At 71.9% G+C, this 21,379-nt stretch carries 21 protein-coding genes, 1 tRNA gene and 1 riboswitch; of the genes, 17 read left to right on the top strand and 5 right to left on the bottom strand.

Going from position 1 to position 21,379, the window contains the following annotated elements:
- Positions 1–124 precede the first annotated feature (124 nt).
- From ACIRQ7_RS14530 to ACIRQ7_RS14515, 4 genes are all read left to right on the top strand, one after another.
- Entirely contained in the window at positions 125–2,158 is a 2,034-nt protein-coding gene (locus ACIRQ7_RS14530; protein WP_404262541.1) for an FAD/NAD(P)-binding protein, read from the top strand.
- Positions 2,159–2,239: 81 nt separating this feature from the next.
- Complete coding sequence (locus ACIRQ7_RS14525; protein ID WP_401472060.1) at positions 2,240–2,704, top strand: DoxX family protein; 465 nt, start codon at positions 2,240–2,242, stop codon at positions 2,702–2,704.
- A gap of 346 nt (positions 2,705–3,050) precedes the next feature.
- Positions 3,051–3,707, top strand: coding sequence for a DedA family protein (locus ACIRQ7_RS14520; protein WP_404262539.1), 657 nt, complete (start codon positions 3,051–3,053; stop codon positions 3,705–3,707).
- 179 nt (positions 3,708–3,886) lie between these two features.
- Complete coding sequence (locus ACIRQ7_RS14515; protein ID WP_404262538.1) at positions 3,887–4,492, top strand: GNAT family N-acetyltransferase; 606 nt, start codon at positions 3,887–3,889, stop codon at positions 4,490–4,492.
- A 38-nt stretch (positions 4,493–4,530) separates the two neighbouring features.
- Here the strand turns inward: ACIRQ7_RS14515 and ACIRQ7_RS14510 are convergent, their stop codons facing one another.
- On the bottom strand, positions 4,531–5,481 hold the full coding sequence (locus tag ACIRQ7_RS14510) for a universal stress protein (RefSeq protein ID WP_404262537.1): 951 nt from the start codon (positions 5,479–5,481) through the stop codon (positions 4,531–4,533).
- Positions 5,482–5,855: 374 nt separating this feature from the next.
- Between ACIRQ7_RS14510 and ACIRQ7_RS14505 the strand changes: the two genes are divergently transcribed.
- Entirely contained in the window at positions 5,856–7,073 is a 1,218-nt protein-coding gene (locus ACIRQ7_RS14505; protein ID WP_404262535.1) for a methyltransferase, read from the top strand.
- Positions 7,074–7,080: 7 nt separating this feature from the next.
- Positions 7,081–7,743 (top strand): nucleoside/nucleotide kinase family protein, encoded by a 663-nt coding sequence (locus ACIRQ7_RS14500; protein ID WP_404262533.1) that lies wholly within the window; start codon positions 7,081–7,083, stop codon positions 7,741–7,743.
- Positions 7,744–7,806: 63 nt separating this feature from the next.
- On the opposite strand, the gene ACIRQ7_RS14495 is transcribed toward ACIRQ7_RS14500, so the two are convergent.
- Entirely contained in the window at positions 7,807–8,166 is a 360-nt protein-coding gene (locus ACIRQ7_RS14495) for a hypothetical protein (protein ID WP_404263135.1), read from the bottom strand.
- Positions 8,167–8,410: 244 nt separating this feature from the next.
- Between ACIRQ7_RS14495 and ACIRQ7_RS14490 the strand changes: the two genes are divergently transcribed.
- The 3 genes from ACIRQ7_RS14490 (at position 8,411) to ACIRQ7_RS14480 (ending at position 11,333) form a co-directional block, all read left to right on the top strand.
- Positions 8,411–9,055, top strand: a complete 645-nt coding sequence (locus ACIRQ7_RS14490) for a MarR family winged helix-turn-helix transcriptional regulator (protein WP_404262531.1) — start codon at positions 8,411–8,413, stop codon at positions 9,053–9,055.
- Positions 9,052–9,900 carry an alpha/beta fold hydrolase gene (locus ACIRQ7_RS14485; protein ID WP_404262529.1) on the top strand — a complete coding sequence of 283 codons (849 nt, stop codon included), beginning with the start codon at positions 9,052–9,054 and terminating at the stop codon, positions 9,898–9,900. The genes ACIRQ7_RS14490 and ACIRQ7_RS14485 overlap by 4 nt, the downstream gene beginning before the upstream one ends.
- A gap of 66 nt (positions 9,901–9,966) precedes the next feature.
- Positions 9,967–10,181: riboswitch (cobalamin riboswitch) on the top strand.
- Positions 10,182–10,211: 30 nt separating this feature from the next.
- Positions 10,212–11,333 (top strand): HoxN/HupN/NixA family nickel/cobalt transporter, encoded by a 1,122-nt coding sequence (locus tag ACIRQ7_RS14480; protein WP_401472036.1) that lies wholly within the window; start codon positions 10,212–10,214, stop codon positions 11,331–11,333.
- Positions 11,334–11,436: 103 nt separating this feature from the next.
- On the opposite strand, the gene ACIRQ7_RS14475 is transcribed toward ACIRQ7_RS14480, so the two are convergent.
- Positions 11,437–11,988: a DoxX family protein gene (locus ACIRQ7_RS14475; protein WP_404262527.1), complete on the bottom strand. Its 552-nt coding sequence runs from the start codon at positions 11,986–11,988 to the stop codon at positions 11,437–11,439.
- A 426-nt stretch (positions 11,989–12,414) separates the two neighbouring features.
- Positions 12,415–12,486 (bottom strand) — tRNA-Val (locus ACIRQ7_RS14470).
- Between the two features lie 141 nt (positions 12,487–12,627).
- On the opposite strand from ACIRQ7_RS14470, the gene ACIRQ7_RS14465 reads away from it, so the two are divergent.
- The 8 genes from ACIRQ7_RS14465 to ACIRQ7_RS14430 all read left to right on the top strand — a co-directional run bounded on the left by ACIRQ7_RS14465 (position 12,628) and on the right by ACIRQ7_RS14430 (position 20,554).
- Positions 12,628–14,004 (top strand): hypothetical protein, encoded by a 1,377-nt coding sequence (locus ACIRQ7_RS14465; RefSeq protein ID WP_404262525.1) that lies wholly within the window; start codon positions 12,628–12,630, stop codon positions 14,002–14,004.
- A 180-nt stretch (positions 14,005–14,184) separates the two neighbouring features.
- A complete protein-coding gene (locus tag ACIRQ7_RS14460) occupies positions 14,185–14,946 on the top strand; it encodes a DUF4383 domain-containing protein (RefSeq protein WP_404262523.1) in 762 nt (253 codons plus the stop codon).
- A gap of 335 nt (positions 14,947–15,281) precedes the next feature.
- On the top strand, positions 15,282–16,007 hold the full coding sequence (locus ACIRQ7_RS14455; RefSeq protein WP_404262521.1) for a FadR/GntR family transcriptional regulator: 726 nt from the start codon (positions 15,282–15,284) through the stop codon (positions 16,005–16,007).
- A gap of 144 nt (positions 16,008–16,151) precedes the next feature.
- Positions 16,152–17,297, top strand: coding sequence for a galactonate dehydratase (gene dgoD / locus ACIRQ7_RS14450; RefSeq protein ID WP_404262519.1), 1,146 nt, complete (start codon positions 16,152–16,154; stop codon positions 17,295–17,297).
- 237 nt (positions 17,298–17,534) lie between these two features.
- Complete coding sequence (locus ACIRQ7_RS14445; RefSeq protein WP_404262518.1) at positions 17,535–18,155, top strand: bifunctional 4-hydroxy-2-oxoglutarate aldolase/2-dehydro-3-deoxy-phosphogluconate aldolase; 621 nt, start codon at positions 17,535–17,537, stop codon at positions 18,153–18,155.
- The gene (locus ACIRQ7_RS14440; protein ID WP_404262516.1) at positions 18,152–19,252 is read left to right on the top strand and encodes a sugar kinase; all 1,101 of its coding nucleotides are present in this window, start codon (positions 18,152–18,154) and stop codon (positions 19,250–19,252) included. The genes ACIRQ7_RS14445 and ACIRQ7_RS14440 overlap by 4 nt, the downstream gene beginning before the upstream one ends.
- 25 nt (positions 19,253–19,277) lie before the next feature.
- Positions 19,278–19,487, top strand: a complete 210-nt coding sequence (locus tag ACIRQ7_RS14435) for a zinc ribbon domain-containing protein (protein WP_401472012.1) — start codon at positions 19,278–19,280, stop codon at positions 19,485–19,487.
- A 122-nt stretch (positions 19,488–19,609) separates the two neighbouring features.
- Positions 19,610–20,554: a GNAT family N-acetyltransferase gene (locus ACIRQ7_RS14430; RefSeq protein ID WP_404262513.1), complete on the top strand. Its 945-nt coding sequence runs from the start codon at positions 19,610–19,612 to the stop codon at positions 20,552–20,554.
- A gap of 62 nt (positions 20,555–20,616) precedes the next feature.
- On the opposite strand, the gene ACIRQ7_RS14425 is transcribed toward ACIRQ7_RS14430, so the two are convergent.
- A complete protein-coding gene (locus ACIRQ7_RS14425) occupies positions 20,617–21,300 on the bottom strand; it encodes an O-methyltransferase (RefSeq protein ID WP_404262511.1) in 684 nt (227 codons plus the stop codon).
- Positions 21,301–21,379: the final 79 nt, after the last annotated feature.

Genomic DNA, 21,379 nt, shown 5'->3' with positions numbered 1-21,379 from the left:
CCCCACCCCGCCCCGGGTGCCGGACCTGCGGGCCCAGCGGTGATGATGGGGCGCACATCCGCTCGCCCGCCACCCTCGTACGACCGCGCGCCGCGGCCGTACGCCGCCCCAGGGAGTGCACCACTTGGCCGCCGACCCCACCTCCGCCCGCCCTGCCCGGCCCACACTCGCCGTCGTCGGCGCCGGTCCGCGCGGAACGAGTGTCCTGGAGCGGATCTGCGCCTCCGCTGCCGAACTGGCCCCGGGCGCCCACCTGACCGTGCATGTCATCGACCCCGCCCCGCCCGGCGCCGGCCAGGTCTGGCGCACCGCGCAGCCGCCCGAGCTGCTGATGAACACCGTCACCTCGCAGGTCACGCTGTTCACCGATGACAGCGTCGAGTGCGCGGGCCCGATCCGCAACGGCCCCAGCCTGCACGACTGGGAGGGCTGCGCGGCCGGCCCGGACGACTACCCGGGGCGGGCGCAGTACGGCCGGTATCTGGAATGGGTCTTCCGGCACACCGTGCGCACCGCCCCCGAGGGCGTGCACGTCGTGACCCATCCGGCCCGCGCCGTGCGCCTGGCCGAGGCCCCCGACGGCTCCCAGACCCTCACCCTCGACGACGGCCGCACCCTCGCCGGCCTGGGCGCGGTGGTCCTCGCCCAGGGCCACCTGCCGGCCCTGCCCGCCCCGGAACAGCAGCGTCTCGCCGACTACGCCGCCCGGCACGGCCTGCGGTACCTGCCGCCCGCCAACCCCGCCGACCTGACCGCCGAACTGGCGGCGCCCGCCCCCGGGAGCACGGTGCTGCTGCGCGGTCTCGGCCTGAACTTCTTCGATCACATGGCGCTGCTGACGACCGCGCGCGGCGGCCGCTTCGTACGCGGCGCCGACGGCACCCTGACGTATGTGCCGTCGGGACGCGAGCCCCGGCTCCGTGCGGGCTCCCGGCGCGGCATCCCCTACCAGGCGCGCGGCGACAACGCGAAGGGCCCGCACGGCCGCCATCTGCCGCTGCTGCTCACCCCGGACGTGATAGCCGCCTTCCGCAAGCGCGCCGATTCCGGTGACCATCCCGACTTCCTGGCGGAGGTCTGGCCCCTGGTCGCCAAGGAGGTGGAGACGGTCTACTACGAGGCGCTGCTGACCCGCCGTGGGGCGGACGGCGGCGCGGCGGCAGGCGCGGGGTTCCGGGGGCGGTTCCTGGCCGGTGCGCCCGGGAGCCCCGAAGAGGCGGCCGCCCTCGACGCGTTCGGCATCACGGCCGCCGAACGCTGGGACTGGGACCGGCTCTCCCGGCCGCACACGGACCGGCGGTTCGCCGGCCGCGCCGCCTTCCGGGAGTGGCTGCTCGCGTACCTGCGGCAGGACGTCGCGCACGCCCGTATGGACAACGTCTCCGGTCCGGTCAAGGCGGCCCTGGACGTCCTGCGCGATCTGCGCAACGAGCTGCGGCAGATCGTCGACCACGGCGGGCTGACGGGTGCCTCGCGCCGCAACCACCTGGACCGCTGGTACACCCCGCTCAACGCGTTCCTGTCCATCGGCCCCCCGCGGCGCCGCATAGAGGAGATGGCGGCGCTGATCGAGGCGGGGGTGCTCGACGTCATCGGCCCCCGGATGGACATCCGCCCCGGCCCGGAGAGCGGCCCCGGTCACGGCGGAGCGGACGGTGTCGGGCCCTGTTTCACGGCGTACTCGCCCGACGTCCCCGGGTCCGAGGTGGCCGCGACGACGCTGATCGAGGCGCGGCTGCCGGAGCCGGATCTGCGGCGTACCGCCGACCCGCTGCTGTCCCGGCTGCTGGCCGACGGCGGCTGCCGGCCGCACACGGCCGACGGCTACGAGACCGGCGGCCTGGATGTGTCGCCGAGCCCGTACCACCTCATCGAGGCCGACGGCAGGCGCCATCCGCGGCGGTTCGCGGTCGGCGTCCCGACCGAGGGCGTGCACTGGGCGACGGCCGCGGGGGCACGTCCCGGCGTGGGCTCGGTGACGCTGGCCGATACGGACGCGGTGGCGCGGGCGGCGCTCCGGGAGGCGGTACGGGAGGGGGGCCCAGGGGCGGCCCGGGAGGAGTCCGGGGAGGCGGGGCGGGTGCCCTTGCCCGCGGGGAGCCAGGACGAGGCGGCTGCGGAAGGTTTCACTCCGCGGTCACAGTTGGCCAGAGATTGAACTTGCAAGTAATGGTTAGGGGTACCTAATCTGGGCTCCCAGCGGTTCCCCTCGTCCCCAGAAACCGTAGGAGTCCCCCACATGTCCACCCCCCTGAATGCGCTCACCGAGCGATCAGCTCCGCATGCGCTCGGCCTCTTCCGCATCGTCGTCGGCCTGCTCTTCGCCTGCCACGGCGCCTCCTCGCTCTTCGGCATCCTCGGCGGCGCGATGGGCAACGGCTCCACCGTCCCGGCCGGCGCCTGGCCCGGCTGGTACGCGGCCGTCATCCAGCTCGTCGGCGGCATCCTCGTGATGGCCGGCCTCGGCACCCGAGGAGCGGCGTTCATCAGCTCCGGCTCGATGGCGTACGCGTACTTTTCCAGCCACCAGGGAACGGCCCTGTGGCCCATCCAGAACGGCGGCGAGGCCTCCGCGATGTTCTGCTGGGCCTTCCTGCTGATCGTCTTCATAGGTCCGGGCGCGTGGTCGCTCGACCGCCTCTTCTTCGGCGAACGGCAGCGCGCCCGTACCCCCGTCGCCCAGCGCGAGCCGACCGCCGCCTGACCTGGCCCGACACCCGGTCCCGCAGCCGCAACCGGCCCGGACCACCCGCACCTCCGCCCCACGCTTCGGCCCGTACGGCACCTTCGCCGTGCGGGCCGATCGCGTGCGGGGCGGCAGCCGAGCGGGCCGATCGCCCGCGGCGGCGGGCGTGCGCGGCGCACCCATCCCGAGCGGGCGGGCGGAGCGATGGGGCACGGCGAAGTGACGGGACGCACACCCCTTCCGTGACACGTACTACATATGGCTCCCCAGGTCACAGCCCGGACATTTCCCGGCGTACGCTGTATGGCTGTAGAGCCGCCCCTGCCGCCCCAAGCGACGTCGCGGCGGGGTTCGGACCGGGAGTATGACGTTGCTGGAAAACCTGGGGTCCCTCACAGGCACCCCGTGGGTGTATTTGATCGTCGGCCTGTCGGTCGTCCTCGACGTCTTCGTCCCGATCCTGCCCAGCGGAGTACTCGTGATCGCCGCGGCCACCACGGCCGCCGGCACGACGACCGCGGACACCGTCGGCTCCGTGGGCGTCACCGCCACCGTGCACGGCGGAGCCCACCTGGCCGAAATGTTCTCCCTGGTGCTGTGCGCCGCCACCGCCTCGGTACTCGGCGACATGGTCGCCTACCGGCTGGCCTGGCGCGGCGGCGACCGCTTCGACCGGGCCATCGGCCGCTCGCGCCGCCTGACCGCGGCACAGAAACGACTCGGCGCGGCACTCACCCGAGGGGGCGGCGGCATCGTCGTACTCGCCCGCTTCGCTCCCGCCGGACGCTCGGTGGTCAGCCTGGGCGCCGGCGTGGCGCACCGCACGGTGCGCGAATTCCTCCCCTGGTCCGCGCTGGCCGGCCTCGCCTGGGCCGCCTACAGCGTCAGCCTCGGCTACTTCGGCGGCCAGTGGCTCGGCTCGTCCTGGGTGAGCACCGCCCTCTCGGTCTTCGCCCTCTTCGCCGCCGGCTCCGCCGCGGTCTTCCTGATGCGCCGCCCGGACCGCCACACCGCCCACTGAAGCGCGGGGCGCGGGGACGCAGGGCCCAGGAACTGCGGCCGGGGGCTCGCTGAGGTGAAATCCCATGGCGGGCTGTCGGACCCCGATGCGACGATGCCGCTGCACGGAACGACGGGGACGGCGCGGATGGCGGGAATGACGCGGATGGCGGGGACAGCACGGAGGACGGGGGTCGCTCGATGAACGACACGACCAACGCGAACGGCAGCAACGGGCGGAGCGACACCGGCACCGACACCGACACAGGGGGCGCGGGGCGGCACACCGGCGCGACCGGACCCTGGCATCCGCGGCCCGAGCGAGCCGCGGACATCCCGGCCGTCCGACGGATCAACCTCGCCGCCTTCGAGGAGGCCGGTGAGGCGGACCTCGTCGACGCACTGCGCCGCGACCCGGCGGCCTGGCTGCCGGGATTCTCGTACGTCGCCGAAGCCCCGGACGGCACCCTGGCCGCCCATGCCCTGCTGACGCGCTGCTACATCGACGACGTGCCTGCCGTCGCGCTCGCGCCCTGCGCGGTGCTGCCCGCACACCAGAAGCGGGGTGCGGGCAGCGCAGTGATCCGCGCACTGCTGGAGGCGGCTCGGGCGGCGGGCGAACGGACCGCGATCGTCCTCGGCCACCCGCCGTACTACCCGCGCTTCGGCTTCGCACCGGCCAGCGCCCGGTTCGGCATCCTGCCTCCGCAGCCCTGGCCCGACGAGGCCTTCCTGGCCCTGCCCCTGGACGGTGGCACACCGCCGCGCGGCACGGTCCGCTATGCCGACGCCTTCGGCATCGACTGACCCACCCGCTCCCGCCAGGCCCGCCGGCGCCCCGCCCCCTACTGCCCTCTCCTCCCGCCGTCCTCCCCCTCCCCGTCCGCCCGCTCGCCCGCCGCCCGCTCGCTCTCCGGTACGACGGCGATCGGGCAGACGGCGTGCAGCAGGACGGCATGCGCCACGGAGCCGAGCCGCCGGCCGACCGGAAGCCGGCGGCGGTGCCGCGCGACCACGACAAGATCGCTGTCCCGGGACGCGTCCACCAGCTGTCCGGCGGCGTCCTCCGCCCGCAGCTGCACCGCGACATCCACCTCCGGATGCCGTTCCCGGTGCGGCGCCAGCGCATCCACCAGCTCCAGGCCGAGCGCGTCCTCGTACTCCCCCTTCGGGCCCTCGTACACCGCGACGTACTCGAACGCCGGCGGCATCAGCATCGGCCAGGAGTAACCGGACACGACCTTGAGCAGGGCGCGGCGCCGGCCAGCCTCGGCGAACGCGAACCCGATCGCGTCGGGTTCGTCGAAGGACGCGTCCACGCCGAGCGTGACCTGGCGGACGGACGGGCGCCGGGGCTCGCCGTCCGGACCGCGCCCGGCGTCCGGACCGCGCCGGTCCGGACGAGGGACGACCACGACCGGGCAGTCGGAGTGGGCGGCGCAGGCCATTCCGTTGGAGCCGAGCAGCAGGCTGGCGAAGCCACCGCGGCCTCGCGAGCCCAGTACGAGCAGCTGTCCTTCGGCGCCGAGTGCGGGCAGCTGGGTGTCGGTCAGTCCGCGGAGGCTGCGGAACTCGGCCTCCGGCAGATCCTCGGCCACCGGCCGGGTCCGCAGCTCGGCCAGCACCGGATCCCCGGCGTCGGCCGCGGCATCGGCCCGCGCGGAGGTGACGTACGGCCAGACATGCACCACTTGGAGCGCCGCCGAACGCAGCCGGGCCGCCTCCCCGGCCCAGCGCAGGGCCCGTTCGCTGTCCTCGGATCCGTCGACCGCGACGATCACCGGCAGAGTGTCCATGCGCGCCTCACTTCCCTCCGCGCTCCCCCCGGCACCGTGCACGTCACGCCTGCCACGCTGCCCCCCTCCATCCTGCTCCCGCCCGAGGCCGACGGCAGGGCACAAGGGTCCGGCCCTGGCACGGAGTCCGGTTACCGAGTCCGGTGAGCGAGTGCGGTTACCGAGCCGGGCGAGGAGGAGTCCGGCACGGGGGGGCTCCAAGACGGGCACGGTCGGGCTCCAAGTCCGGCACGGAGTAGAGTCGACCGTCCCCACCCCGCCCCATCGCCTGCTCCGGCGCGGCACCGCGCCCTAGGACTCCGGGCACCGCGAGCGCCGCGTCACTGCGGCACCCAAGTGGCGGGGTTCGAACCACTAACGCGAGGCACATTTCGGTGAACTCTCCGCCGGTCGTCGAATGGACCGAGGCCGACGCGGCCCGTTCCGCCCGTTGGCGTTCCGAGAACGGTGCCCCGCCACCCCGCCGCATCGTCATCGCGGACGACCGGACGAAGGCCGACGACGCCTACAAACTCGCCTGCGAAGGCACCGCACTGCTGTGGCGCGGCGATTTCCACAACGCCCGCCAGCTGCTGACGGCGCTGGCCCGCCGTATCGACCGGCGCCCGCGCAAGACGCCGCCCGCCGATGTCACCCAGGCGTTCCATCTGCACCGCGCCGCGCAGAATCACCGCGCCCGCATCCTGGGCATGCTGCTGGTCCCCCTCGATGCCACTCACGCCGTCCCCCTGCACCGTGCCCCTGACGTCCGGGAGGCCTGCACGAGGGCGTACGGCCCACCGGCGCAGCAGCAGCCCGAGCCCGCCGGCACGGACGCCACGGACGCCACGGACGCCACGGACGCCACGGACGCCACGGGAACCCTTCCCCCGGTGGCCGCCGTCGTCTCCCTCCGCGAACTGCTCGGCCTCATCGGCGCCAACGAATGGCGCAAGAAGGGCGTCGAGATCCCGGCGCTCGGCGGCGACCGGATCCACCCGCACTACGGGGTCTTCTCCCCCGCACGCGGCGAATATGTGGACCTGGTGGCCGAGGCACCGCTGCCCACCCAGGAGCTGGCGTTCGACATCGGCACCGGTACCGGTGTGCTGGCCTCGGTGCTGGCCAGGCGCGGTGTGCGACGGATCGTGGCCACCGACCAGGACCCGCGGGCGCTGGCCTGTGCCCGCGAGAACACCGAACGGCTCGGCGTCGCCGGTCAGGTGGAGGTGGTGGAGGCCGATCTGTTCCCGGCCGGCCGTGCCCCGCTGGTCGTCTGCAACCCACCCTGGGTCCCGGCCAAGCCGACCTCGCCGGTCGAACACGCCGTCTACGACCCGGGCAGCCGGATGCTGCACGGCTTCCTCGGCGGCCTCGCCGACCATCTGACTCCGGACGGCGAAGGCTGGCTGATCCTGTCCGACCTGGCCGAACACCTGGGGCTGCGGCCGCACGACGAACTCCTCGACGCCTTCGCCAAGGCCGGCCTCACCGTCGTCGACCGGCTCGACATCACCCCCCGCCACCCACGCGCCCGCGACACCTCCGACCCACTCCATGTGGCCCGCGCGGCCGAGGCCACCTCCCTGTGGCGCCTGGCCACAGCCGGCTGAACACCCCATGGATCCCCGGCATCTCGCGTCCCGCGCCCGAGCGCTGGCCGCCTCCGCCACGCCTGGTCGGCGCCGTCTGCTCGGTATCACCGGACCACCCGGCGCCGGCAAGTCCACCCTCGCCGCCCATCTCGTGGCCCAACTGGCCGGACAGGCGGCGCTCGTCCCGATGGACGGCTTCCATCTCGCCGAGGCGGAGCTGCGCCGACTGGGCCGCAGCGATCGCAAGGGCGCGCCCGACACCTTCGATCCCGCCGGATATGCCGCACTGCTGTCGCGGCTGCGCTCCCCGGAGCCCGGTACGACCACCTACGCCCCGGCCTTCGACCGCCGCATCGAGGAACCGGTCGCCGGCAGCATCCCCGTCGCGCCGGACATCCCCCTCATCGTGACCGAGGGCAATTACCTCCTGCTCGACTCGTCGCCATGGGCCGGCGTCCGGGCACTGCTGGACGAGGTCTGGTACGTACAGCTCGACGACGACGAGCGGGTCCGGCGGCTGATCGACCGCCATGAGCACTTCGGCCGGCCGCGCGACGAAGCCGAGCGCTTCGTCCGGACCTCCGACGAGGCCAACGCCCGCGCCGTCATGGCGACTCGCCACCGCGCCGACCTCGTCATCACCTTCACCCCCCAAGACGCCCCGCTCCCCGGTCCGCCGCCGTCCTAGCCCAAACCCTCAGCCTCAGGACCGCCCCTCACCTCCGGCGCCCCGCAGTCCTCCCCCTCCCGCCTACTGGCGCGCTCGCCGCCCCCTTACGCCACACCGGCGCTCACCGGCCAGCAGCCCCACCACCGACAGCGCACCCCACCCGACGGACACCGCCACCGCCTTCGCCTTCCGGTCCCGGTCCGGAAGCGTCGCCCCGAGGAGTACGGCGTCGCCGAAGTCCGACGCGATCCGCACATAGGTGGCGGTACGCAGGGCCTGACCTTCCGGGGCGAGCGCCATCGCGAGGCCGCTCGCCGCATCCCGCCAGGCGAGCGGCCGCAGCGAGATCCGCGTCGCCTCCTCGGCCCGGCCGTCGTCGTTGACCAGACCCGACGGCCGCGCCAGCAATTCGGGCAGAACGGTCACCGCCACCCCGTACATCGCCGTGGCCAACCCGACCGCCCGCAAGAGACCGACCTTCACCAGCTGTCCCACCTTCCACTCGTCACGCCGCTCGTCGAACCCTCCATGAATCCACTCCTGGACCCACTCACGAATTCACCCATCAAGAACATTTCCCCCAACTCAACCCTCGCGCGCGATCCACACCTGCCACCCGCCCGCATCAACTCTCTTCCTCGCCAACCCTCTTCTCAAACGACATCGTCGATGTCATCATGACATCATGAGTGTCGTTGAGGCGGATGAAGGCGGAGACCCGTCACCCCCGGAAGATCTTCTGTATGACGTGATCCGACGCCTGTGGCCGCTGCACCGCACGGTCGTGCGCGCGGTGGAGCGCGAACTGGTCGGCACGGGCATGACGGCCGGCGAACACGCCTTGCTGGACGCCCTACGCACCGAAGGCCCGCGCACGGTGCCGCAGTTGGCGCGCAGCCTGGGCCTCGACCGGCAGCCGGTGCAGCGCTGGGTGAACCACGCGGCGGAACTGGGCCTGGTGGTGACGGCCCCCAATCCGGCACACCGGCGCTCGTCGCTGATTCAGCTCACGAGCGAGGGTTCGGCGGTGATGCGCGGCATTCCGGGATTCGAGCCGGCGACGCTGCGCCGCGTACTGGCCGACCTCTCCGCCGCCGACGTCACCACCGCACTGCGCGTACTCGACCGACTCGGCGAGGAATTCCGGCACCTGGCGAACGGCTCGCACGTTCCCACGGAGGAACCCGGCAGTCCAGACAACCTGGACAGCCCCCCAACCCCGAAGCCCCACCCGATTCCGCCCCATCCACCACATCCGAACCACCTACCGGATGCACCGGCCCTGCCGGACATACCGGATCCGCCACACGAAGGACGACACAGAGAATGACCCCGAGCATCAGCGACTGGTCCGAGATCGACAACGGCATCGTGCCGATCGACGACGGCGAGCTGTTCTACGAAGCGGCCGGCTCCGGCCCCGCGGTGGTGCTGGTGCACGGCGGCATGCTCGACCAGCACATGTGGGACGAGCAGTTCGCCTGGCTGGTGAATTCCGGCCTCCGCGCCGTCCGCTACGACACCCGGGGCCACGGCCTCTCCTCCAGCGTGTCCGGTGACTACGCCAACCACGACGACCTACGGACCCTGCTGGACGCCCTCGACATCCCGAGCGCCGTCCTCGTCGGCCTCTCGCACGGCGCCCGCATCGCACTGGACACCGCTCTCGCCCACCCGGACCGCGTGACGGCCCTCGCGCTGGCCTCCCCCGGTATCAGCGGTCGCGCCTTCAGCGACCCGTTCGTCCTGGAGCACATCAGGCACCAGGTGGCGGCGATCGGCGAACCGGACGGCGTGGAGCGCTACGTCGAGCACTTCCTACGGATGTGGGTGGACGGACCGCACCGCGAGCCCGGCGCGGTGCACCCCGGGATGCGCGAGCGGATGCGCGCCTCCGCCGAGGCCAACGCCGAGGTGCATGCGGACGGCCTGGGGGCCGGCATCGCTCTGGAGGTCGGGGCCATCCACCGCCTCGGCGAGATCCGGGTGCCGACCGTCGTCCTCGACGGCGACCTCGACAGCACGGACATCTCGTCCAACGCCCATGCGATCACCCTCGCCGTCCCCGGCGCCCGCAGGGTCCGCATACCGAGCGCCGCCCATATGGTCAATCTGGAGAACACCGCACTCTTCGACCAGGAGTTGCACGCCTTCCTGTCCTCCCTGGACTACTGACCTGCGGTCCGCCCCACCCCCAGGAGGGCACATAAGGGGGCATCTGCTGCGCTCCCGGGCCGACGGTTAGAGTGGCCGGGCCGTGGTGTTCGGGAAGACCGGTGACGGACCTTGTGGTCCCAGGCCGGAGCGGCCCTCGCCACTGTGATCGGGGAGTTTCCGGCCCCATGCGCCCGCGCCTCCACGCAGGCGACGCCACTGACCGCAGCCCGCGGCCGGGAAGGCGGGCCGGACGCGTGCACCCGTAAGCCAGGAGACCGGCCACGGCATCTCACGAACTGATTCCACGAGGTGCTGGAGCTGACCGCCGGATGGCCGTGTCCACCGATACCCCCCAACCCGCAGATACCGCTGCCCCGACCCCCGCGTTCCGTTGGCGCCGGCAGGACACGGTCCGCACCGCGGGCCTGATGGCCGTCATAGCCGGCCTGCACATCGTCGCCTTCGGTGTGCTCTTCCTCCTCGTGGTCCCCCACCACTACGCCGTGGGAAGCCAGGTGTTCGGCGTGGGCCTGGGCGTCACCGCGTACACCCTCGGCATGCGCCACGCCTTCGACGCCGACCACATCGCCGCGATCGACAACACCACACGCAAGCTGATGGCCGACGGCAAGCGACCGGTCTCGGTGGGCTTCTGGTTCGCCCTCGGCCATTCCAGCGTGGTCGTCGCGATGGCCGCCCTGGTCGCCGGCGGAGCCCAGCTCGCCGGCACGCTCCTCAACGACGAATCCCGTACCCACCAGGTCCTCGGCACCGTGGGCACCACCGTCTCGGGAACGTTCCTCTACCTCATCGCCGCCCTCAACCTCGTCGCACTGGCGGGGATCTGGCGGGTCTTCCGCGGTATGCGCGACGGCCGCTTCGACGAGACCGAGCTGGAGCAGCAGCTCGACTCCCGCGGCTTCATGAACCGCGTCCTGGGACGGTTCACCCGGTCCATCACCCGCCCCGGCCAGATGTTCCCGCTCGGTTTCCTCTTCGGCCTCGGCTTCGACACCGCCACCGAAGTGACCCTGATGGTGATGGCGGGCAGCGGTGCCGCGGCCGGGCTCCCCTGGTACGCCATCCTGTGCCTGCCGTTGCTCTTCGCCGCCGGCATGAGCCTGTTCGACACCCTGGACGGCACGTTCATGAACTTCGCCTACCAGTGGGCGTTCTCCAACCCGGTGCGCAAGGTCTACTACAACCTCACCATCACCGGCCTGTCGATCGCCGTCGCCTTCTTCATCGGCACCATCGAGCTGGTGACCGTCCTGCACGACAAGCTCGGTCTCCATGACCCGCTGACCGGCTGGATCTCCGCCCTCGACCTCGACAACGTCGGCTTCATCATCGTCGGCCTGTTCGTGGTCGTGTGGGCGGCGGCGCTCGCCTACTGGCGCCTCTCCGGCGTCGAACAACGCTGGGCAGCCCGCACGTCAGCGAAACCCTGAGGCCTCACCACCCGCCCACGGACGCCCCGTTCACCGCCCCGGCGAACGGGGCGTCCGACGTCAGGCACCTCACCCCTACCGCCCACTCCCCCTCCCCCTTCTCCTACTTCCGGACCAGCAGCACGATCCCGGCCACCACCAGCGCGAGGACCACCGCAGCCACGCCGTGGGCGAGCCGCTGCGCGCGCAGCACGGGCAGGAACCGGTCAACGGCGCACCGGCCGGGCCCCGTCAGCGCCAGTGCCGCCGCACCGGCAGTCAGCAGCAGCTCGTACTCCACTCCCTTGGGCGCGAAGAAACCGCCGCCCCACTTCACCGCGAGAGCATTGATCATGGTGCCGACGATCGCGGCGGCGGCGATCGGCGTGAGCAGCCCTACGACGAGCCCGAGGCCACCGAGCATTTCGCTCAGCCCGGCGACGACCGCCATCGTCCTACCCGCCGGATAGCCGCTCATCGCGAAGAACTGCCCGGTGCCGTCCAGCCCGGGGCCGCCGAACCAGCCGAGCAGTTTCTGGGCGCCGTGGACGGCCATGGTCAGTCCAAGCCCGATCCGGAGCACGAGAAGCCCCACGTCATAGCCGTAGGACGAAGGGGCGGGGCGCGGCGGTGCGCCGATTCGGGCACTCGGGATGGTGCCGAGGGAGGACGTCATGGGCAGCGCTCTTTCCGGTGTCGGGGGCAGGCCGGACAGCCCACCACAAGTACTTGAACATTCAATTCATGGCCTACGACCATACACAGCACCCCCACCCCGAACAACCACGAGCAGCCCCCACCAGGGGAGCCACCCGGCCCCCACTCCGCCAGGAGCAGCAGCGTCGCGATCCGGACATCAGGAACAACGGCGACACCCCCCTCGGAGACATCAACACCGGCCCAGGAATGCCCGATTGCCTCATGCGCGCGCGTCACTGCGTCACCTGCCCACGTAACGGCACCGAGGAACGGCCCCTTCCGCTCGGATTCCCGCCCACCCACACCCACACATCGCCCGGACATACCGCGCAGAAAAGCAGAAATGGCCTTCCGGAGGAGATCTCCGAAAGGCCATTCTCTGCATTTACGCTGGTGAGCGCGGTGGGCACAGCTGGGTTCGAACCAGCGACATCTGCTTTGTAAGAGCAGCGCTCTACCACTGAGCTATGCGCCCTTGCCGAGCCGACAGACTACCTTGCCGCCGGGGCTGAACTGCAAACCAATGCGCGAACTGCGAACTTACCGGCCGGTGTGTTCGTTTCCCTTCAGTGGGAGAATGGCAGTCGGCCCTGGGGCGATCCAACGGGAGAGGGATGTGACGGCGACACACACGCAGCCACACGAGCAGCGAGCACGCCGTCGACCCCGTGGGGGCGCGGTCCGGGATGTTGCGGCGCTCGTGCTGCTGCCGTTGCCGTTGCTGGCGGCGATGGTGCCGATGTCGTTCGCGGGCGGGGGTACGCGCCGTTGGTTCGGGCGCGGGGAGAGTCACCGGGGCGACGCGCAGGCCGCGAAGGATGCCGCCGCGGCCGCGTTCTACGACCTGGACACCGCACAGCGGGATCTGCGGATCTCCATAGAGACGATCACCGCGGTCGACAATTCGCCCGCGGCACGCCGGGCCGCCGAGGAGTACGCGGGCTTCGGCCGGCGGATCGACGAAGTGAGCCAGGGCTACATCACCGCCGTGGACTCCCACGATCTTGACCGTGACGACCTGGACGGCGCGGCCGTGGCTCGGGCGCGGACGGATCTCACGCGCGCCAAGGACGAGCTGGACCGCGTCAAGGCCGATCTCGACCGCTTCGCGCAGGGCCTGGGCCCACTGCTGCAGACCGCCGAGACGCAGCTTGCCCGGCTGGCCCCTGCGGTGGAGCGGGCCCGGCAGGCGCTGCTGGCGGCGAGCAACGCACTCGACGCCGTCCGCGCGCGGGGGCTGAAGGCCGACGAACTCGCAACGCAGCTGGCGGCGCTGGCACCGGAGCTGACCAAGCTCAATCAGGGCGCCGGGCAGCACGGCGTGAAGGAAACGATCCGGCGCGCCGACGACGTGCTGCGCAAGGCCGAGGTGGTCAAGGCCGAAGCGGAGCGGCTGCCGGAGACGGCCGCGGAGATCGACAAGCGCCTGGTGTCGCTCCGGACCCGGGCGCAGTCGATCACGACGCGGGCGGGAAAGGTCGATCCGGTTCTCAGCGAGCTGCGGCGGAGATACAGCGCGGCGTGCTGGCAGGACCTCCAGCACGTACCGGAACAGGCGGCGCGGGACGTTCAGCAGGCCGAGGTCAAGCTACGGGAAGCGCAGCAGGCGCGGGACGAGCAGCGCTGGGCGGACGCCACCAGCCGGCTGGGCACGGTCCGGGCGCTGCTGAACACCACGGATGAGGCGGTATCGGCGGCCGGTGACCGGCTGCAGCGGCTGGACTCGGTGTCGTTCGACCGGCAGAAGGAGGTCGAACGGACGCGCTTCGCCATTCGGGACGCGCAGCGGCTGGCGATGGCCGGCCGCAGCACCCCCGACCCCCGGCATGCCGGACCGCTGGACGACGCGGTGGCGCGGCTGGACCGCGCGGTCGACAGCCTGGAGGGGCGGCATCCGGACTGGTGGCACTTCCTGACGGAGACCGAGGCCATTCGCCGGACGGTGGCCCAGGTGGTGCAGGAGATCCGCGACGCCCGGGGCGGCGGCGCCTGAAGGCCTTGGCGGCCGGCGCCCCGCGGTGACGGCGGCCGTGGCGGCACGGGGTGGCGGCATGCGGAAAGGCTGCCCGTACGGCGTCGCGAGCAGCACAGCGCGATGGCGTGAAGCCGCGCGGAGGCGGATCCTGGAGTGGAGTACGGCCCAGGCGGCACCTCTGCGCGAAGGAGGCCGGACATGGCTACTGGGGCTACCGGTCACACCCTGCACAAGCCCACGAACCCGCTCCATCACGGCAAGCTGCGCCATACACGGCTTGATGAGCATCTGCCCACCGACCACAGCCTGAGCAAGGTCTACCGCATCGGCGCGGGGCTGATGGGGCTGGTGCTGCTCGCCTTCGGCATCCTCGGCCTGATCGACAAGATCGGGTTCTTCGACACCGGCGGTGACACCGTTGCGGGACTGAACACGAACGGTGCGCTGAGCGTGCTCTCGATCGTCGTCGGAGTTCTGCTCTTCGCGGGCATGGTGATCGGCGGGAACTTCGCCTCGACCCTCAACATCGTGTTCGGCGTGCTGTTCCTGCTGAGCGGTTTCGTGAATCTGGCTCTCTTGCAGACGGACGCGAACTTCCTCGCCTTCGAGATCCAGAACGTGCTGTTCAGCTTCATCGTCGGACTGATGCTGCTGGTCTTCGGGATGTACGGGCGGGTCAGCGGTGGCCTGCCACACGACAACCCCTACTGGCGCGCCCGGCATCCGCAGGAGGCGGAACGGCTCGACCGCAGGCAGCAGCGCCCGCTTTCCGGCGCGGCGGCAGCACGCCGGGCGGCGCTCGGCGAGACCGGCGGCGAACGGGGTCCTGCGGTGGGCGGTGGCACCAGCGGGAGCACTGGGGGCAGCGAAGGCAGTGGGGGCGCAGGCCGCAGCGTCGGCGACACGACGAGCGGCAAGGGCATGAGCAGGGGCAAGGGCAAGGAGATCGGCGGCTTGTAGGGGCGGGGCGGGGGGCGGAGCCCCGGACAGGAACCGGGGCGGGACCCGGGCAGGGGCGGACGCACATCGCTCCGTAGGCACGTCCGCGCATCCACCACCCCGGCACGCACCACCGGCGCCCACGCCAATCGCCCTTCAGCGCCGCGCCCTCCCCTTTCCGTCCCTCCCCTCCGCCCTCCGTCCCTCCGTCCCCCCTCAGCCGGGCGCGGCTGCTCCGCGCCCGACCTGGACGGCGTTCCCGATTAATTGCTAATTAACGACTACTTGTGCAAGCCTTTATCCATCACGTGGGGGCGATGCCACGTCGGCCGCGCCCCGAGCAGGGGAGCAGCATCATGGGGCAGCAGTCGGGAAATACGGCGTCCTCGGCGTCGCCATCGGCGTCCTACGCGGGACGCGGGGTTCACCGTGTGGCGGTCGAGGCACTCGCGAAGCGGATCTTCAGCGGCACGTACGGCGAGGGCGGCACTCTCGACCTGCCGGACCTGCTGGAGGAGCTGGACATCAGCCAGACCGTGCTGCGCGAGGCGATCAAGGTGCTCTCCACCAAGGGGCTTGTCGACGCCCGGCAGAAGCGGGGCACCTTCGTCCGGCCCCAGGAAGAGTGGAATCTGCTGGACGCCGATGTGCTGCGCTGGAAGCTCGAGGCCGGCGCCTCCTCGGATTTCTTCGCCGATCTGCTCGAACTGCGCCGTTCCATCGAACCGGCCGCTGCCGCGCTCGCGGCGGAACGGCGTACCGACGACGATCTGGCGGCACTCGACGCCGCGTTGAGCGCGATGGCCGCGACCGACAGTGATCCGGTGCTGCTCGTGCGGGCCGATGCGTCGTTCCACACGGCGATGCTGATCGCGTCGAACAACCGCTTCTATGCGCAGATGTACCGCGTGATCGTCCCCGTACTCATCCAGCGCGACCGGGCGGTGCATGCCGACGGCGAGGTCGACCATCCGCATCCCGCGCACGCCGCGGTCGTGCAGGCGGTGCGCGACAGGGACGTGGACGGCGCCTACGTGGCCATGCTCGAACTGCTCGATCTGTCCGCCCGCGATCACCCCTAGAGGGCCGCCACGCGCAGGCCCTTGCCCCCTCTGACCGGCACCCCGTGTCCCCGTGCCCCGTATGGACGGCACGCCCAGCCGCCCAGAGCCCCCTCACCCGCCCACCACCCCGATGACAGTGACGCCGAAAGGACGGCCCGGTTCATGAAGATCAGCCGCATCGAGACATTCCTCGCCCCGCCGCGCTGGATGTTCGTACGGGTGGAGACCGATGAGGGAATCATCGGATGGGGTGAGCCGGTGGTCGAAGGGCGGGCCGAGCCGGTGCGGGCAGCGGTGGAGGTGCTGGCCGAATACCTCCTGGGGCAGGATGCCTCGCGCATCGAGGATCACTGGCAGGTGATGACCAAGGGCGGCTTCTACCGCGGCGGGCCCGTCCTGTCGTCCGCCGTGGCCGGCCTGGACCAGGCGCTGTGGGACATCAAGGGAAAGCAGCACGGTGTGCCCGTCCACCAGCTGCTCGGCGGGCCCGTACGCGAGAAGATCCGCGCCTACGCCTGGATCGGCGGCGACGAGCCGGACGCCATCCGCGACGCCCTGACCGCGCAGATCGAGGCGGGCTTCACCGCCGTCAAGATGAACGGCTGCGGCCGCATGACGCCCGTGGCCACCCGCGCCGACATACGCGCATGCCTGCAGCGCGCCGAGACCGCACGCGAAGTCCTCGGTGAGGACCGGGACTTCGGCCTCGACTTCCACGGCCGCGTCTCCCCCGCCAATGCCCGCAGGCTGCTCCCCCTCCTGGCCGAATACGCGCCGATGTTCGTCGAGGAGCCCGTCCTCTCCGACTACATGCAGGCCCTTCCGGACCTCGTCAATGCCTCCAACATCCCCCTCGCACTCGGTGAACGCCTCTTCACCCGCCGGGAGTTCCTGGCCCCGCTGCAAGCCGGCGTCGCCATTCTGCAGCCGGACATCTCGCACGCCGGCGGCATCTCCGAACTGCGGCGGATCGCCGCACTCGCGGAGGTGTACGGAGCGCAGCTCGCCCCGCACTGCCCCCTCGGACCGGTCGCACTGGCCGCGAGCCTCCAAGTCGCCTTCACCACCCCGAACTTCCTCATCCAGGAACAGTCCATCGGCATCCACTACAACAAGGGCGCGGAGCTGCTGGACTACGTCGCCGATCCGGAGCCGTTCCGCTTCCACGGAGGGTCGCTGCTGCGCACCGACCGCCCCGGCCTCGGGGTGGAGGTGGACGAGGCCGCGGTACGGGCCGCCGACGCCCGCGGCCACGCCTGGCGGAACCCCGTCTGGCGCTACGAGGACGGCGCGTTCGCCGAATGGTGACCGCAGAGGGTTCGCATGCGGCGACGGCGACGAGGGCGGGGCGGGGAATCGGCGCACGCACGGGGACGCGGGCAGGCACGGGGGCGGCCGAGGGCTTACGGTCTTGACCGCCCGCGGCGGGCACGCGCCGGGCCCACCCCCACCGCATGCCGCCCCGCCTCCTCACCATCGCCACACCACACCCCGCGCACCGCGCCTCGCCGTGCCGTGCGGGGAGCACGAGAGAGAGTAAGCACCATGGACTTCAACACAGCGCTCCGGGACGAGCGGCTGGTCGCCATCATCCGGGGCAGCGACGCCAAAGCGGCGCTCCGTACGGTCATGGCACTGGTGGAGGAAGGCATTCCGCTGATCGAGGTGTCACTCAGTGGAACCGACGCCCTCTCCGTCATCCGACAGGCGCGCGCCGAAGTCGGTGACGCGGCCTGGCTGGGTGCGGGCACCGTCCTGACCGCCGACGACGCCCTACGCGCGGCCGACGCGGGGGCCAACCTGATGGTCACGCCGGGCCTCGGGGCCGGTCTGGAGGAATCCGTGCGCCGGGGCCTGCCGACGCTCGCGGGCGTGATGACACCGTCCGAGGTGATCGCTGCAGTGGCGGCCGGCGCCTCGGCGCTGAAGCTCTTCCCGGCCTCGGTCGGCGGCCCGGACTATCTGAAGGCGCTCCGCGCTCCCTTCCCCGACCTGCCCTTCGTCCCCGTCGGCGGGGTGGACGCGGCCGCGGCCGGTGCCTACTTCGCCGCCGGCGCGGTGGCCGTGGGCGTCGGCTCGCCACTGATCGGGGACGCGGCGGACGGCGGCGACCTGGACGGACTGCGCCGGCGTGCGGCGGAGTTCAAGGCGGTGTGCGCCCGATGACCGGACAGACAACGGCCCGCGGGGACGGACACGGGCCGGACGGTACGCCCGGGGGCGGCCCGGACGTCTTCACCTTCGGCGAGACGATGGTCGCGCTGCGCGGCAGCGGACCCCTCAAACTCGGCGGCACCATGAACGTGTCGATCGCCGGCGCCGAGAGCAACGTCGCGATCGGGCTGGCCCGGCTCGGACACGACGTGCAGTGGGCAGGCGCGGTCGGCGACGACGAGGCCGGACAGCTGGTGCTGCGTACGCTGCGGGCGGAGGGCGTCCGGATCTCCGGTGCCTCGGCCGACTCGGACGCCCCCACCGGGCTGCTTCTCTTCGAGCCGCGACTGCCGGACGTCACCCGGGTGCACTACTACCGCGCCGGGTCGGCCGGTTCACGCATCACGGACCACGCCGTCGAGCGGGCCTTCGCCGCCGCGCCGCCCCGCGCAGTGCACCTGACGGGCATCACGCCGGCCCTGGGCCCGGCGGCCCGTTCGGCGGCCTGGCGCACCCTCCGACTCGCCCGGCAGCACGGCTCGCTGATCTGCCTCGACGTCAATTTCCGGGCTCGGCTCTGGAGCGCCGAGGAGGCCGCTGAAGTACTCCGCGCATGGGCGCCCTTGGTGGACGTCCTGATCGCCTCGGACGACGAGCTGCCGCTCTGCCTGCCGGCGGAACGGAGCACTCCGGCCGGCGCCGCGCCCGAAGCCGCTCCGGCCGGCGCCGTACCCGCATGCGCTGCCGCCCCGGCCCCGTCCGACGACCCGGCCGCCGTCATCGCGGCGCAGGCCGCGCTGCTCCTGGACCTGGGCGTCGGCGAGGTCGTCGTGAAACTCGGCGCGGACGGCGCAACGGCCTTCACCCGGGCCGGCGCGCTCCACCGGCCCGCCGCCTCCGTACGGGCGGTGGACGCCGTAGGTGCGGGAGACGCGTTCGTGGCCGGCTATCTCTCGGCCCTGCTGGACGGCCACGACACGGCCGGACGTCTTGAGCGAGCGGTCACCACCGGCGCGTTCGCCGTCGCCTCCCCCGGTGACTGGGAAGGCGCGCCGACCCGTGCCGAACTGGGGATGCTGGGCGCGCCACCCGGCACCGTCGTGCGCTGAGCTGCGCCACGGCTAATCTGAGGCCATGCCTCGTTACGAATACCGGTGCCGCCCCTGTGGTTCCACCTTCGAGCTGAACCGGCCGATGGCCGAGTCCTCCGCTCCGGCTGTCTGCCCCGACGGCCACAAGGACACCGTGAAGCTCCTCTCCGCGGTCGCCGTCGGCGGCGCCGCCTCCGCCCCTGCCCCCAGTGGCGGGGGAGGCGGCTGCTGCGGGGGCGGCTGCTGCGGCTAGGGCTGCCAGGAGCTCCTTGCGGCCGGCCCGCCAGGCGGCTCTCCCCAACGGTCCGAAATCGGTGGCCATTCCGCGCGCCGGATGTGATCATCACGGGGCCGTTCGCCAGCCTCGGAGGCCGCATGCTGTTCCGTCCCACCACTGCCACCGACCTCGACCGGGTAGCCGCCTATGTCGTCGACGATCCGGTGAGCTGGATCCCCGAGGACCGCTACCGGAAGGAGCTGGCCGAGCGGGGATTCCGCCCCGAATGGACCTGGATCGCCGAAGAGGACGGGGAGATCCTGGCGCGTGCCCTGTGGTGGGGCCGGGGCGACAGCGATCATCCGCTGGCCCTGGACTGCCTCCATGTGAGCCGCTCGGTACGTGACCGTGCCGCGCTGGCCGCTGAGCTTCTCGCCACCGGACAGCGCGCCTTCCGGGCGGAGGGTGCGAAGCAGGATCCGCTCTACAACCTCTCGCTGCCGGACGGCTGGCGGGAGGACCCCGCCATCAGCGAGGCCGTGGCCTGGCGGAAGACCGCAGCCGATCTGGCCGGTCTCGGCGAGGAGGTCGAGCGGTTCCGCTACGCATGGACCCCGGATTCCGGTGTGCCGGAGCGAGCGGGCCGGCTCGTCTTCTCGCCGGAACCGGATGACGAGGCGTTCGTGGCGGTCTTCCGGCGCATCGCCGTCGGCAGCCTCGATATCGGCACGCGACGGAAGCTCGCCGCGATGGGAGCCGATCGCCAGGCCCGCGACGATCTGGACTTCTACCTGGGCTGTCCCGGTAAGCGCGAGTGGTGGCGCCTGGCGCGTACCCAGGAAGGGGCGGTGGTCGGGATGGCCATCCCCTCGCGCACTCCCTACAACCCCAACGTGGGCTACCTGGGTGTGGTGCCGGAATTCCGTGGCCAGGGGCACATCGACGAGATCCTCGCCGAGATCACCCGTTTTCACGCGGACAACGGAGCCCAGCGGATCACGGCCACCACGGACACCGTCAACGTCCCCATGGCCGCCGCCTTCGACCGTGCCGGCTACCGCGCCACCGAGATACGCCTCAACTTCGAGCCGCCGCCAGCCTGACCTGCGGGGAGACGCGGTTGCCGAGGGGCCCGAGGCGGTGTGCCGTCGGGCCCGCGCACGGCCTACCGCTTGCGTGCGACGGTGACGCCGTCCGCCACGGTGAGCATCACTGCCTCCATGCGCTCATCCGCCGCCGCATGATCGTTGAACTCCTTGATCGCCTTCGCCGATCCGGTCGCCGCCGGGTCGGTGACCTGGCCGTGGAACAGGACGTTGTCCACGACGATCAGGCCCCCGGGCCGCAGCCTCGGCACCAGTTCCTCCCAGTAGGCGATGTACCCGGCCTTGTCCGCGTCGAGGTACGCAAGGTCGATGTGCGGTGCGGCCGGCATCGCCCGCAGCGTGTCCACGGCGGGCGCGATCCGCAGCTCGATACGGTCCGAGACGCCGGCCTTCGCCCACGCTTCGCGGCCGTACGCGGTCCACTCCTCGGAGATGTCACAGGCGATCAACGTGCCGTCCGCGGGCAGGGCCTGGGCCATGGCCAGCGCGGAGAAGCCGGTGAAGGTCCCCACCTCGACGACATGCCGCGCGCCGATCAGCCGCACCAGGAAGGCGAGCAGCGGCCCCTGTTCCTCGGCCGACTGCATCCCTGCCGCATCGGGGAACCGCTCGTGCGTGACCGCGACGAGATCCCGCTGGGCGGAGTCCAGCGGCGGATTGTGGGCGAGGACGTAGGCGTACATCTCGTCTGTGATCGGCGTGCTCTTGGAATCGGTCACTGGCTCTCCTCGGTATCCGACCATCTTTCGGCCGGCTCCGGATGGCGCAGCCAACCGCCTCGGCGAGATTAACCGAGCAGCGTTGCGTACGTCCGCTGGAACT

Source organism: Streptomyces sp. NPDC101393 (genome assembly GCF_044767385.1).
Lineage (GTDB): Bacteria > Actinomycetota > Actinomycetes > Streptomycetales > Streptomycetaceae > Streptomyces.
The sequence above is the reverse complement of the archived record's forward strand: the minus strand, read 5'-3'. Positions and strand labels throughout refer to the sequence as shown.